The organism is Bradyrhizobium sp. MI1.10, from assembly GCF_055811035.1.
In genome coordinates this window covers 291,602-305,235 of sequence record NZ_JBVVPN010000001.1, presented here as the reverse complement: position 1 = coordinate 305,235, position 13,634 = coordinate 291,602, and the positions used below count along the sequence as shown (strand labels likewise).

At 65.4% G+C, this 13,634-nt stretch carries 13 protein-coding genes; 5 read left to right on the top strand and 8 right to left on the bottom strand.

The window, feature by feature from the left end; all coding sequences use genetic code 11:
* Window positions 1-79 precede the first annotated feature (79 nt).
* From dut to ubiE, 4 genes are read right to left on the bottom strand one after another with little or no spacing between them, the layout of a single operon-like run.
* Complete coding sequence (dut, locus tag AC0L3K_RS01340; RefSeq protein WP_219678826.1) at window positions 80-538, bottom strand: dUTP diphosphatase; 459 nt, start codon at window positions 536-538, stop codon at window positions 80-82.
* Window positions 535-1,986 carry a bifunctional phosphopantothenoylcysteine decarboxylase/phosphopantothenate--cysteine ligase CoaBC gene (gene coaBC, locus AC0L3K_RS01335; RefSeq protein WP_473365404.1) on the bottom strand — a complete coding sequence of 484 codons (1,452 nt, stop codon included), beginning with the start codon at window positions 1,984-1,986 and terminating at the stop codon, window positions 535-537. Before coaBC ends, dut begins: the two co-directional genes overlap by 4 nt.
* A 56-nt stretch (window positions 1,987-2,042) precedes the next feature.
* Complete coding sequence (gene ubiB / locus AC0L3K_RS01330) at window positions 2,043-3,617, bottom strand: 2-polyprenylphenol 6-hydroxylase (RefSeq protein WP_007598375.1); 1,575 nt, start codon at window positions 3,615-3,617, stop codon at window positions 2,043-2,045.
* Window positions 3,614-4,375 carry a bifunctional demethylmenaquinone methyltransferase/2-methoxy-6-polyprenyl-1,4-benzoquinol methylase UbiE gene (gene ubiE, locus AC0L3K_RS01325; RefSeq protein WP_007598374.1) on the bottom strand — a complete coding sequence of 254 codons (762 nt, stop codon included), beginning with the start codon at window positions 4,373-4,375 and terminating at the stop codon, window positions 3,614-3,616. The genes ubiB and ubiE overlap by 4 nt, the downstream gene beginning before the upstream one ends.
* 81 nt (window positions 4,376-4,456) lie before the next feature.
* Here ubiE and mutM point away from each other — a divergent pair, with 81 nt between their 5' ends.
* Both mutM and AC0L3K_RS01315 read left to right on the top strand, forming a co-directional pair.
* A complete protein-coding gene (mutM, locus tag AC0L3K_RS01320; RefSeq protein WP_473365403.1) occupies window positions 4,457-5,338 on the top strand; it encodes a bifunctional DNA-formamidopyrimidine glycosylase/DNA-(apurinic or apyrimidinic site) lyase in 882 nt (293 codons plus the stop codon).
* A gap of 6 nt (window positions 5,339-5,344) precedes the next feature.
* Window positions 5,345-5,914, top strand: coding sequence for a GNAT family N-acetyltransferase (locus tag AC0L3K_RS01315; RefSeq protein WP_473365436.1), 570 nt, complete (start codon window positions 5,345-5,347; stop codon window positions 5,912-5,914).
* A 191-nt stretch (window positions 5,915-6,105) separates the two neighbouring features.
* Here AC0L3K_RS01315 and AC0L3K_RS01310 read toward each other — a convergent pair whose 3' ends face one another.
* Window positions 6,106-6,849, bottom strand: coding sequence for a ParA family protein (locus tag AC0L3K_RS01310; RefSeq protein ID WP_007598370.1), 744 nt, complete (start codon window positions 6,847-6,849; stop codon window positions 6,106-6,108).
* Between the two features lie 280 nt (window positions 6,850-7,129).
* Window positions 7,130-8,488, bottom strand: a complete 1,359-nt coding sequence (locus AC0L3K_RS01305) for a serine protease (protein ID WP_219678839.1) — start codon at window positions 8,486-8,488, stop codon at window positions 7,130-7,132.
* A 250-nt stretch (window positions 8,489-8,738) separates the two neighbouring features.
* Here AC0L3K_RS01305 and AC0L3K_RS01300 point away from each other — a divergent pair, with 250 nt between their 5' ends.
* Entirely contained in the window at window positions 8,739-9,542 is an 804-nt protein-coding gene (locus tag AC0L3K_RS01300; RefSeq protein ID WP_354200278.1) for a HesA/MoeB/ThiF family protein, read from the top strand.
* A 9-nt stretch (window positions 9,543-9,551) separates the two neighbouring features.
* Here the strand turns inward: AC0L3K_RS01300 and AC0L3K_RS01295 are convergent, their stop codons facing one another.
* On the bottom strand, window positions 9,552-10,559 hold the full coding sequence (locus AC0L3K_RS01295; RefSeq protein ID WP_354200277.1) for an aldo/keto reductase: 1,008 nt from the start codon (window positions 10,557-10,559) through the stop codon (window positions 9,552-9,554).
* Between the two features lie 115 nt (window positions 10,560-10,674).
* On the opposite strand from AC0L3K_RS01295, the gene AC0L3K_RS01290 reads away from it, so the two are divergent.
* On the top strand, window positions 10,675-11,583 hold the full coding sequence (locus AC0L3K_RS01290) for a LysR family transcriptional regulator (protein ID WP_354170418.1): 909 nt from the start codon (window positions 10,675-10,677) through the stop codon (window positions 11,581-11,583).
* Window positions 11,584-11,723: 140 nt separating this feature from the next.
* On the opposite strand, the gene AC0L3K_RS01285 is transcribed toward AC0L3K_RS01290, so the two are convergent.
* Window positions 11,724-12,725 carry a 2-hydroxyacid dehydrogenase gene (locus AC0L3K_RS01285; RefSeq protein WP_007598360.1) on the bottom strand — a complete coding sequence of 334 codons (1,002 nt, stop codon included), beginning with the start codon at window positions 12,723-12,725 and terminating at the stop codon, window positions 11,724-11,726.
* A 327-nt stretch (window positions 12,726-13,052) separates the two neighbouring features.
* On the opposite strand from AC0L3K_RS01285, the gene AC0L3K_RS01280 reads away from it, so the two are divergent.
* Window positions 13,053-13,583 (top strand): SH3 domain-containing protein, encoded by a 531-nt coding sequence (locus AC0L3K_RS01280; RefSeq protein ID WP_007598358.1) that lies wholly within the window; start codon window positions 13,053-13,055, stop codon window positions 13,581-13,583.
* Window positions 13,584-13,634 lie beyond the last annotated feature (51 nt).

The following is a 13,634-nucleotide window of genomic DNA, read 5'->3' as shown; positions in this document are numbered from 1 at the left end:
GATAGAACCCTCACCCGCGCCTTCGGCGCGACCTCTCCCGCAAGCAAGCGGGAGAGGTGCACCCAACGCTCACCCCGTCTTAGCGGCCGGTCGAGCCGAATCCGCCGGCACCGCGGTCGGTCGCGGACAGGGTCGCCACGGGAACCAGCGCGGCCTGCACCATTGGCGCGATCACCATCTGTGCGATGCGCTCGCCGCGCTTGACCACGAAGGCGGTCTGGCCGTGGTTGATCAGGATCACCTTGATCTCGCCGCGATAGTCCGCGTCGATCGTGCCCGGTGAGTTCAGCACGGTGACGCCGTGCTTGGCGGCAAGGCCGGAACGCGGCCGCACCTGCGCCTCGTACCCGGGCGGCAACGCTATCGCGAGGCCCGTCGGCACCAGCGCGTATTGGCAGGGCGCGAGCGTCAGCGGCTCGTTCTCGGGCACCGCCGCCATGAGGTCGAGACCGGCGGCATCATTGGTCTGGTAGGCCGGCAGCGGCAGCCCTTCCGCATGGGGCAGGCGCTGCAGTTCGACGGTGACTTTGGTGCTCAAGATGCGGGCTCCCGGGATTTGCCGGTCACGCTCTTTGCGATATGCGCGACCAGTTCAATGGCGACCTGTTCCTTGGTCATCGCCGGCCAGGAATCAACTGCAATCTCGCCGTTATCGGCACCATTGTTGCGGCTGATGAGGTGCACGGTGTTGCGGTCCCCGCCCATCACGCCGGTTGCGGGAGAGACGTCGTTGGCGACAATCCAATCGCAGCCCTTGCGGGCAAGCTTCGACTTCGCGTTGTCGATGAGGTGCTCGGTCTCGGCGGCAAAGCCGATCACCAGTGGCGGACGCTTGTCGGTCAGTTTCGAGATCGTCGCGAGGATATCGGGGTTCTCGACCAGCTGGAGCGGCGGCATGCCGGCCGAGGTCTTCTTCAGCTTCTGCTCGCCTTCATTGACGACCCGCCAGTCGGCGACTGCGGCGGCGAAGATCGCGATGTCAGCGGGAAGCGCGGCCTGCACCTGCTCCAGCATCTGCCGCGCCGATTCCACATGCTTGACCGTCACGCCCTGGGGATCGCTGAGATCGACCGGGCCGCTGACCAGGATCACCTCGGCGCCCGCGGCCTGTGCGGCGGCGGCGATCGCAAAGCCCTGCTTGCCGGAGGATCGGTTGGCGATGTAGCGCACCGGGTCGATCGGCTCGTGGGTCGGGCCTGCGGTGATCAGCACGCGCTTGCCGGCGAGTGGGCGCAGCACCGGCGGCCGCAGCAGCCGCTCGGCGGCGGTCGCAATCTCGATCGCTTCGGACATGCGGCCGATGCCGGCTTCACCTGCTTCCGCCATCTCGCCGGAATTCGGCCCGATCAACATCACGCCGTCGCGTTGAAGCTGCGCGACATTGCGCCGCGTCGCCGCGTTGTTCCACATCAGCGGATTCATGGCCGGCGCGAGCAGGACCTTGCGGTTGGTCGCGAGCAGGATGGCGCTGGCGAGATCGTCGGCATGGCCGTTGGCCATCTTGGCCATCAAATCCGCGGTCGCAGGCGCCACCACGATCAGGTCGCACTCCCGCGCCAGCCGGATATGACCGGCGTCGAACTCGCTCTGGGGATCGAACAGGTCGGTGTAGACGCGCTCGTGCGAGAGCGCGCTCACGGCCAGCGCGGTGACGAATTGCTGCGCCGCCTTGGTCAGCACGCAGCGGACCTCGATCCGCCGCTCCTTGAGCCTTCGGATCAGGTCGAGCGATTTGTACGCCGCGATCCCGCCGCCGATGATCAGGGTGACGCTGGCTTCTGGAACGGCGCCGGTGCGTTGAGGAATCGGGGTGGTGAAGGCCGCGGGCGGCGCCGTGAACGGCGTCAGGGGCTCCTCACGGCCTTCGATCAGCTCCCCGAGGATGACCCGGACCTCTTCCTCGACCGACCTGCGGTTCTTGGCCGAGCGCAGCCTGAGGTAAGTTTTGATGCCTTCGTCGAGCTTGCGAATGGTCAGGCTCGCCATGACGCCCCTCCAGCACAAATGATAGCGATGCTAGCATCTGTGTGATTGCACTGCAATCAAAGATTCCGGACGGCGATCAGGATGCCGATGAAGGTCGCGGCAATGATCCAGAGCGCCACGGTGCGCCAACGGTTCTTGCGGCCCTCGCTGCGGCCCATCGCCGCGATGCTCTCCGGCGACAGCCGGATGCCCTCCCGGGTCATGGTCTCCAGCTGTTCGAGCACCGCAACCGAGCGCTCGGCGATGTCAGGCAGACGCATCAGGATGCGCGCGAGATCGCCGGTCCCGGAGATCGCGCCCTGGACCCGGCCGATCGGGCCGAGATTGCGCTCGATCCATTCCCGCACCACGGGGTCGGCGACCTTCCAGATGTCGAGCTTGGGATCGAAGCCGCGTGCCACGCCCTCGACCACCACCATGGTTTTCTGGAGCAGGATCAGCTCGGGCCGCGTGGTCATGTCGAACAGGCCGGTGACCTCGAGCAGCAGCGTCAGCAGCCGCGCCATCGAGATCTCTTCCGCCGTGCGGTTGTGAATGGGCTCGCCGATGGCGCGGATCGCTTGCGCGAAGTTCTCGACCGAGTGATGCGCGGGCACATAGCCCGCCTCGAAGTGCACTTCCGCGACGCGACGATAGTCGCGGGTGATGAAGCCGAGCAGGATTTCGGCGAGGAAGCGCCGCTCCTTCATGCCGAGCCGGCCCATGATGCCGAAATCAACCGCGACGAGGCGACCCGCGTCATCCAGGAACAGATTGCCCGGGTGCATGTCGGCATGGAAGAAGCCGTCGCGCAGCGCGTGGCGCAGGAAGCTCTGAATCACCTTGCGGCCGAGATCGGGCAGATCGACCTGCGATTCTGCCAGGCGCTTGTGATCGTTCAGCGCGATGCCGTCGATCCATTCCATCGTCAGCACGTTATGCGTGGTACGGTCCCAATCGACGGTCGGTACGCGGAAATCAGGATCGTCGCGCGTGTTCTCCGCCATTTCCGACAGCGCCGCGGCCTCGAGGCGCAGGTCCATCTCCATCGCGACCGAACGCGACATGGTGTTGATGACCTCGATGAGGCGCAGGCGCCGCGCCTCGGACGAATAGGATTCGGCCTTGTATGCGACGAAGAAGAAGTCGGAGAGGTCGCGGCGGAAGCGTGCGGCCACGTTGGGCCGCAGCACTTTCACGGCGACCGCCTTGCGGATGCCGTCGCGCAGGACTTCGCCGCGATGTACCTGTGCGATCGAGGCGGCTGCGACCGGCGCACTGAGGCTCGCGAACACATCGGTCAGCGGCCGTTCCAGCGAGGTCGCGATCACAGCTTCCGCTTCGGCTTGCGAGAACGGCGGCAGGCGGTCCTGAAGGCTTTCGAGGTCGCGCGCCATGATGACGCCGACGACGTCGGGGCGGGTCGCCAGAAATTGCCCAAGCTTGAGATAGGCCGGGCCCATCCGGGTCAGCGCACGCGACAGCCGCGGGCCGTGCTTCGGGCCGCGCCGCTCGATGATGCGCGCAAGCTTCAGCGCGAGTTGTCCGGGCGGCGGCACCAGGCTCGGATCGACGGCGCCGAACACGCCTTCGCGCGCAAAGACGAACGCGGCGCGCATCAGGCGCGCACTATGGGTTATGGCAGAGATCACAAACGCCAGCCCGAATGCAGTGCGACGATGCCGCCGGACAATATCTGCCAGTTCACGCGGGCGAAGCCGGCGTCACGGATCATGTCGGCGAAGGCGTTGGGTCTTGGAAACTTGCGGATCGACTCGACCAGATATTGGTAGGACTCGGCGTCACCCGTGATCATGCGGCCGAGCGGCGGGATCACCTTGAACGAGAACAGGTCATAAAGGCGATCCAGCCCGGGCATCTCGACGGTGGAGAATTCCAGGCAGAGGAAGCGGCTGCCTGGCTTGAGCACGCGATAGGCTTCGGCCAACGCGAGATCGATCCGCGGCACATTGCGAATGCCGAAAGCGATCGTATATGCGTCGAAGCTGCGGTCGGCGAAAGCGAGCGCTTCGGCATTGCCTTCGACGAAATCGACTTGGGTCTCGAGATGCCGCTTGGCGGCGCGCTCGCGGCCTACCTCCAGCATCCCGGAATTGATGTCGCAGACGGTGGCATGGAAGCCGGGGCCTGCGGCGTTGGCGGCGCGGAAGGAGATGTCGCCGGTGCCGCCGGCGACGTCGAGCAGCGCGAACGGCCGGTCGCCTCGCGGCGGGTCGAGCGCGGTGATCATGATGTCCTTCCAGACCCGATGCAGGCCGCCGGACATCAAATCGTTCATCAAATCATAGCGCGACGCCACGCTGTGAAACACATCGTTCACCAGCGTCTGCTTGTCGCCCAGGGGCACGTCCCTGAAGCCAAAATGCGTGGTTTCGCCCGGCCGATCCATTACTCTACTCCACGAGGCGGACCATAGCGCGCCCGCCGCAATGGCGCTATCACACCGCCCTCATAAGGTGAATGCCTGACCATGCCCGAATTGCCCGAAGTCGAGACCGTCCGCCGCGGCCTTCAGCCTGTCATGGAGGGCGCAAAAATCCTGGTCGCGGAGGCCCGCAGGCCCGATTTGCGCTTTCCCTTCCAGCCGGATTTCGTGGCCCGATTGAAGGGGCAGGTCGTCACGGGGCTCGGCCGCCGTGCAAAATATCTCATGGCCGATCTCGCCTCCGGCGACGTGCTGTTGATGCATCTGGGCATGTCGGGCTCGTTTCGCGTCATCAAGCCGGACAACGAGGTAGCGCCCGGCGAGTTTCACCATCCGCGAGCCAAGGACTCCACGCACGATCACGTGCTGTTTCGGATGTCCTCCGGCGCCGACATCATCTTCAACGATCCGCGCCGCTTCGGTTACATGAAAGTGATCGCGCGCAGTGCGCTCGACGACGAGCCACTGCTGCGCGGGCTCGGCCCCGAGCCGCTCGGCAACGAATTCGACGCAGCGATGCTGGCGCGGTCCTGCGCAGGCAAGACCACGAGCCTGAAAGCCGCGTTGCTCGATCAGCGCGTGGTCGCCGGGCTCGGTAATATCTATGTCTGCGAAGCCCTGCATCGCTCGCATCTGTCGCCGCGCCGGATCGCGGCGACACTCTCGACCAAGAAGGGCGAGACGACGGACCACGCAAAGCGATTGGTCGGCGCGATCCACACCGTGCTGAACGATGCGATCAAAGCCGGCGGATCGTCATTGCGCGACCACCGCCAGACCTCGGGCGAGCTCGGCTATTTCCAGCACTCGTTCAAGGTCTATGACCGCGAGGGCGAGAAATGCACCACGCCGCGATGCGGCGGCATCGTCAAGCGTTTCACGCAGAACGGCCGGTCGACCTTCTGGTGTCCGAAATGTCAAAAATAGCTGCTCATACAGACGCCGCAACTTGAAACCGAACGGCTGATCCTGCGTCCGCTCGCGCTATCCGACGCGCCGGCGATCCAGCGCCATTTCGACAACTGGAATATCATTCGGCATCTCTCCACCGTCGTACCCTGGCCGTATCCAGCCGATGGCGCAGAAGCTTTCGTCCAGCTGCAGTTCGACAAGGTCTCAGCCGGAGAGGAGATTTATCTCTGGGTGCTGGTGCTGAAGGGCGGCGATGATGAGGCGATTGGAAACATTCATTTCCGGCCCCGTGCCGAAGGCCTGAAAGGCCATCGCGGCTTTTGGCTGGCCGAGCCTTACTGGCGCCGCGGGTTGATGACGGAAGCGGTCGCCGCGGTGAACGACTTCGCATTCATTACACTGGGCCTCGATCATTTCTACGTCTGCAACGCGGCCACCAACGAGGCCTCACGCCGGGTCAAGCAGAAGACCGGTGCAGAGTTCGTCGGCTTCGTCGAGCTCGCGCATCACGGCGGACAGTCGAAAGCAGAGAAATGGATCGTGCGGCGTGAAGCCTGGCTGCGCGATAAAGGCAATGTGCGGTTGGATTGAGCCAGAGGGGCGCGATGGTGCGATCCATCCAGGCTACGAAAGCGAATTCGTTGTGCTCGCAATGCCGATGGATGGAGTCCTCTCAAAAACGCGAAGCGAAGCAATCCAGCCGGGCTGGTGGCCGGATTGCTCCGTCGCTGGGGCCCTTCCGGATGGTGAAGGGCCGGCTGGCGTCTGAGCGATTGCCCCGCTCAGGACGCCAGTGTCGTGGTCTCGTCGGCCGCTAGCTCGGCGGCCACGTGCAACATTCCGTCCGCGGCCGCGATGACCTGGTCGATCAGGACATTGGTGGTGGCGGCGAGCTCGAGCCGGGTCTCGATCCAATGCCAGAGGCCGCGGATCTCCTCGGTCGACTTGCCGTTCGGCGCGAATTCGCTCACCGCAAGGCCGCTCGCGAGCGAGTCCTGGTGGTCGTTGCGCATCCCGATCAGCGGGCGCGCGAGCACCTCGGCGAGATCGAGCGCTGCTTCCTCGGCGAGGGTGTTGGCGGCATTGTCGATGCGCTGACCGCGGATCGGAGTCTGGTTCAGGACGAAGCTGTAAGGCCGCTTCCAGGCACGCGCGACGCTCAGCGTCGAAACGGTCGCCTCGATGTCGGCGACGCTTGGGCGGGCCGGGATCAGGCAGAGATCAGAATGGCGGATCGCGGCGGTGGTCGCGGCGCTGAGGCCGGCGGCGGTATCGACGATCGCGAGCTGGAGGCCGCTGTCGGCCAGCATCTTCAGGCGCGGCTCGATGTCGGCGGCGTGATAGATCGGCTCGACGACGAGATCGTCGGTGGTGCGGCGGCGCTGCCAGTTGGACAGTGTGCCCTGCGGGTCGGTTTCGATGAGGCGAACGGTGAAGCCGGCCTGCTTGGCTGCCAGCGCGAGGCCGATGGCGAGCGTGCTCTTGCCGCTGCCGCCCTTTTGGGTGGCCAGTACGATCGTGTGCATTGAAGATCCTTTGGAGTGCTCGGGTCAGGGAAGCGCCACGCGAACGTGCATCGATCTCGATGCTGAGCTCTTCTCGCTCAGGACGTGCCGGCCCGATCCAAAGGGGATCGCGGAGGTCCGAATCAGCAGTCACGATGATGGCGGAATCGGGAATTCCAGCGAATCCGTACCATTACTGGACCCGTACTCGTACGTGTGCTGTGTGCGCTGACGAGTTGATCGCGTGCCCCGGACACAGCGCAGCGGCATCTCATGCCGCACCGCGCCCGTGACACGAGAGTTACTTGCGCACGCAGATCACGCGCACAACGGCGGCTGTCGCATCTGTGGACGTGCCGTTCGCCGCGACACCATTCGCTTTCAGGAAATCACGCACCGTCTCCGCGGAGACCATCACCGCCTGCGACGCCGGCACCGCTGTCGCGGGTCCTGCGACCATCGCCGGCTTCAACAGCGCGATGCCGCCGAATTTGCCGTCGCCGTCGATGGCGGGGCTGCCGGAGAAGCCGACAGCCGGCGGCGGTGAGAGCGGGGAATCGCCGCCACCGACAGATGCCAGCGCAGCCTTGAGGCTTGACACACCGGCGGCTCCGCCCTGGCTCTGCGGATCAGCGATACCGATGACATCGATACTCGTCTTTGCCGCGCCGGCGGCGAGGCTGAAGGGCTTCAGGCCGCGGGCACCGTAGATATGCAGCAGCGCGAGGTCGTGTTCCCGGTCCTCGGCGAGCCGGTCGGCGCTGCCATAGCCGGCGATCGTGATCGCGAGACAGGAATCGGTGACGAGGCGGTCGGTGACGATCGCGCCATCGTCGCTGACGACGAGACCGGTGCCATACTCGACGGTCTTGCGCGGCGGCGGCCCGGCTTGCGGCCCTGACGGAAACGCGTTGAACGCGCTCGACATCGCGATCACGACCGGCTCGACCGTGTTCTCGGTCGCCTGATCGTAGAGGATCGTCATGATGCGGACTTCATCACCCCGAGAAGTGCCGCGCATGTAAAATTTCTTCAGGCCCTGCAGACCCGACAGCACGAAGAAGTCGGGCTTGACCACGGTGTAGTCGACCTTGCGACCCGGCTCCTTCTTCTCCGCTTCGGCAAGCTTGGCTGTGGTCGGGCTCGCCTCCTTGCGGCGGCTGAGCAGCACCTGCACCGTGCCATTGGGCGAGGTCCATTTCGAGCCGTTGGCGTCGGTCGCCTGCTGCGGCACCAGCTTTGAGGGAATGCCAAGCCGCGCGCCGCTGGTCATTTCCGTAACGATCTTCCAGCCGACGCTGTCCTGCTTCCGCCGCGCCGTCTCGGCGAGCGCGGCGCGTTCCTGCGGATTGAGTACGCCGGTCGGCTTGCCGCCCTTGGCTTTCTGGTACTCCTTGATCGCCTCGACCAGGCGCGCGCTGACGTCACCGGTGATGGCGCCGTTGTACTGGCCAACCCAGGCAAGGTCGGACTGCAGCGACAGCCGCTCCGCCTGCGCCATGGCATCGGCCGTCGCAGCCGGCGTCTGCAATGCAGGAGGCCGGATCGGAACGGTCTGGACCGGCTTCGGCTTGGTGCCGGGCATCTGCGGTGTCGTCATCTGGGCGTTCGCGCCTGTCGCAGCCGCAAACATCAGTGTTGCCGCAAGCATCGATCTCATGACAAATCCAGCCAGCCCATTGAACGCAATGCCATTGAAGCACATCTCGTTGGTCGCGAACAATGTTGCGGTGGTTCAGGCCGGCGATAGAAGCCGTGGACTCAGGCCCTCATCCTGAGGAGCGGCCTCAAGGCCGCGTCTCGAAGGATCGCCCGCGGCGATAGCAGGGCCTGCATGGTTCGAGACGCGCGTTCCGCGCTCCTCACCATGAGGATCGACAGCGAGAGCGTAGTAGGAGAGGCGTAGGACGATGCTGAGCCCGGACGAACTCGAACGCTATGCCCGCCATATCGTGCTGCGCGATGTCGGTGGTCCCGGCCAGGCTGCGCTGAAGCGGGCCTCCGTGCTGGTGATCGGCGCCGGCGGGCTCGGTGCGCCCGCGTTGATGTATCTGGCGGCCGCCGGCATCGGTACGCTCGGCGTGGTCGATGACGATGTGGTGTCGCTGTCGAACCTCCAGCGCCAGGTCATTCACACCACGCCCGATATCGGCCGGCACAAGGTCGAGAGCGCGGCCGAACGGATCACGGCGCTCAATCCGCATGTCCGCTTCGTCGGCCACGCCACCTGGCTCAATGCCGACAATGCGCTGGCGCTGATCGGCGACTATGACCTCGTGCTTGACGGCTCCGACAATTTCTCGACCCGCTATCTGGCCTCGGACGCCTGCTTCTTCGCCAAGAGGCCGCTGATCACGGCGGCGCTCGGCACCTTCGATGGCTCGCTGACCACCATCCGTGCGCATGAGAAGAACGAGCGGGGCGAATTCAATCCGACCTATCGCTGCCTGTTCCCGGAGGCGCCGCCGCCCGGGACCGTACCGGCCTGCGCCGAAGCCGGCGTCATGGGCGCGCTCGCGGGCGTGATGGGCTCGATGATGGCGCTGGAGGCGATCCGCGAGCTCGTCGGCTTTGGCGACGGCCTGGTTGGCCGTCTCCTCATGATCGATGCGCGCGCGATGCGCTTCGAGACGCTGCGTTACGCGCGCGATCCGGCCAATCCGCTCAATGGCGATGGGCCTGTGATCACCGATCTCAGCGCCCATCGCACCTGATCGCAGCCGCTACGCTGTGGCCGGCTTCTCGCTGTCGAGATGCGCCATCTGCTCGGCGGCGTAGCGCGTACCGGCGGCGACATCGGGCGGGAAGGCCGTTGCCAGCATCGCGAGATGAGCTGGCGTCAGCGTGACCTTGGCCGCACCAAGTGCCTCGCTGAGGCGGTTACGGGTGCGGGCGCCGACCAGCGGCACGATCTCCTTCGCTTGCGCCGCCACCCAGGCGATCGCGACCTGTGCCGGCGTCGCGCCAATCTCGGCGGCGATGGTGCGCAGCTGCTCCACCAGAGCCAGATTGACCTCGAGATTCGATCCCTGGAAGCGCGGCGTCATCAGCCGGTAATCCTTGCCTGCCTTGCCGGAGTCCTTCGACCAATGACCGCTGATGAGGCCGCGCGCCAACACGCCGTAAGCCGTGATGCCGATGCCGAGCTCGCGGCAGGTCGTCAGGATGTCGCGTTCGATGCCACGCTCGATCAGCGAATATTCGATCTGGAGATCGGCGATCGGGTGCACGGCATGCGCGCGGCGGATGGTGTCGGAGCCGACCTCGGACAGGCCGATATGTTTGATGTAGCCGGCCTTCACGAGATCGGCGATGCCGCCGATGGTTTCCTCGATCGGAATGTTGGGATCGAGCCGCGCCGGACGGTAGATGTCGATGTAGTCGGTGCCGAGCCGCTGCAGTGAATAGGCCAGGAAGTTCCTCGTTGCGGCCGGCCGCGTGTCCATGCCGGTGAATTCGCCGGCAGGACCGCGCAGCGCACCGAACTTGACGCTGATCTGCACCCTGTCGCGCGGCACGTCCTTGAGCGCTTCGCGCACCAGCATTTCATTGTGGCCCATGGCGTAGAAATCGCCGGTGTCGACCAGGGTGATGCCGGCATCCAGCGCCGCGTGGATCGTGGCGATGCTCTCGCCGCGATCGGCGGGGCCGTAGACCTCGGACATGCCCATGCAGCCGAGGCCGAGGCTTGAGACGGTGGGGCCGGTTGAACCGAGTTTGCGCTGTTCCATGATGGCTCTCCTCGAAAAGGCGCTGACTGCGCCGCGTGACGAGGCCAGATATGCGCCTGATCGATTACGCCGATAAGCTGGACAATCGAGAATGGCTTGTTCACAGTGGCGAACAATGGCCGAGCCCGACCTGCGTGATCTCGACGTCTTCGTGGCGGTCGCCCGCACCCGCAATTTCCGGCGTGCGGCGATCGATATTCGCGTGTCGGTGTCGAGCCTTAGCCAGCGATTGCGGGACCTGGAGGAGCGCCTCGGCGTCCGCCTGATGAACCGCACGACCCGTAGCGTCGCCCTGACCGAGGCGGGTGAGTTGCTGCTGTCGCGCGTGGCGCCGGCGCTGCGCGATGTCGGCGACGCCCTGGATCAGGTCCGGGGCCTGCGCGAGGTGGCCTCGGGCCGGCTGCGCATCAACGCGCCGCCGCCTGCGGTCGATCTCGTGCTGGCGCCGATGGTCGGGCCGTTCCTCAAGGCCTATCCGCAGGTCGACCTCGACATCGTCTCCGAGAGCGGGTTCGTCGATATCGTCAGCGCGGGCTTCGATGCCGGCGTGCGTTATGGCGAGCATCTCGCGCAGGACATGGTGGCGATCCCGCTGAGCGGCCCGCAGAGCTATGTCGTGGTCGCTTCGCCCGATTACCTCGCACGCCGCGGCAAGCCTGAGCATCCGAAGGATCTACTCGACCACGATTGCATCCGCGCCCGCTACTCCAGCGGTGTCATGCATGATCTGGAGTTCGAGAAGGCCGGTCAGCTGGTGAAGGTCGACCCGCCGGCAAAGCTGATCTCGACCAACATGGGCCTCTCCATGCGCGCGGCGCTCGACGGAGCCGGCATCTGGGCGACGCTTGATGGTTACGTCGGCGAAGCCCTGAAGTCGGGCGCGCTGGTCAGGCTGCTTGAAGACTGGTGCGAGCCGTTTTCCGGACCGTTCCTGTACTATCCAAGCCGGCGCCAGACGCCGCCGGCGCTGCGGGCCTTCATCGATTTCGTCGCCGACTGGCGCAAGCGAAACGCCCGAGGATAGCAGACCCTCATGGTGAGGAGCGCGGAACGCGCGTCTCGAACCATGAAGGCCCGGATCTCGCCTGCGGCAATCCTTCGAGACGACCGCTACGCGGTCTCGTCAGGATGAGGCAGGAGAGCTTATCGCGCAGAAAGTTGAACTCAGAGCATGCTCGGCAGCACGCGATCCGGCGGCTTGTGCGCGTCGAGGAAGGTGCGGATGTTGATGATCACCTTCTCGCCCATCTCGACGCGGCCCTCGATCGTGGCCGAGCCCATATGCGGCAGCAGCGTCACCTTGCCGGCCTTGGCGAGCCGCACCAGCTTCGGGTTCACCGCGGGCTCGTGCTCGTAGACGTCGAGGCCGGCGCCGCCGATCTCGCCGCCTTCGATCAGCTTGATCAGCGTGTCCTCGTCAGTGACCCCGCCGCGCGCGGTGTTGACGATGTAGGCGTCCTTGCGGATCAGCTTCAGCCGGCGCGCCGACAGCAGATGGTAGGTCGCCGGCGTGTGCGGACAGTTCACCGAGATGATGTCCATTCGAGCCAGCATCTGGTCGAGGCTTTCCCAATAGGTCGCGCCCAGCTCTTCGGCGATCTTCGGCGCCACCGGCCGGCGGTTGTGATAGTGGATCTGCAAGCCGAAGGCGCGGGCGCGGCGTGCGACCGCCTGGCCGATGCGGCCCATGCCGATGATGCCGAGGCGCTTTCCGCCGATGCGATGGCCGAGCATCCAGGTCGGCGACCAGCCCGGCCAGGGTTTTCCTTCCGTCAGGATCGAGGCGCCTTCGATCATCCGCCTGGGCACGGCGAGGATCAGTGCCATGGTCATGTCGGCGGTGTCTTCGGTCAGAACCTTCGGTGTGTTGGTGACGGTGATGCCGCGGGCATGCGCGGCCTCGACATCGATGTTGTCGACGCCGTTGCCGAAATTCGCGATCAGTTTCAGCCTGCAGTCGGGCTGGTTGACGATGTCGGCGGAGATGTGATCGGTCACGGTTGGGACCAGCACATCGGCCGTGCGGGCGGCTTCCGCGATCTGCTCGGGCGACATCGGCGCGTCGTCGAGATTGATCCGCGCGTCGAATAGCTCGCGCATCCGGGTCTCGATCGAGTCCGGAAGCTTGCGCGTCACGACGACGAGGGGCTTTTTCTTCACCGACATGTCCTGCCCTCATGAGGCGTTGCGAGCCGCCTCTGTCGCCAAAGGCCGGCCGTTGAGGCCTCATTAACCCGGTTGTTCGACACTGCAACTGCCGTGTCGTCCCCGGCGTTTCCTTCAAGCTCTCCCGACATTTCCGGCCGGAAAATCGGGACAAACCGGTTGTTCAGATGCCCGTCCTCTCTAGCAGAAGGCCGGGCCAAGACAAGAACCACGGGTAAAGGGCTCGGGAACACCCGCATAGGCGGGTCACAGGGACGGCAGCGGCCTGGTTTTGGAATTTTGGGGCGAGGGCCCGGCTCGGCCGGACCTTCGACAGGAGACGGGTTGATGGCGTTGGGGCGTTTTTGTTCGGTGATGGCGCTCGTTTGCACCTGGTTGAGCGCTTCGGTCAGCCCGGGGCATTCGGCAAAGGACAGCACACCCCAGACTGCCTCGGGCCTCCCGGTGCCGCGCTACGTCAGCCTGAAATCGGATCACGTCAACGTCCGCGCCGGCCCGACCAAGGACAACGACGTCGCCTGGGTCTACACCCGCTCCGGCCTGCCGGTCGAAATCACCGCCGAGTTCGAGAACTGGCGCCGGGTCCGCGATTCCGAGGGCGCCGAGGGCTGGGTCTATCACTCGCTGCTGTCGGGCCGCCGTACCGCCGTCGTCACCATGAAGCACAAGGACGAGCTTGCGCCGATCTATGACCGCGCCGATCCCGACAGCGCGGTGGCCGCAAAGCTCCAGGCCGGCGTCGTCACGCAGGTGAAAAAGTGCACCACAAATTGGTGCCACGTCACCGGCAACGGCTTTGACGGCTGGATTCAGCAGGAGCGCCTCTGGGGCGTCTACTCGGACGAGCAGGTGAACTGACCCAACGGGTCATCCCGGGGCGATGCACAGCATCGAACCCGGGATCTCGAG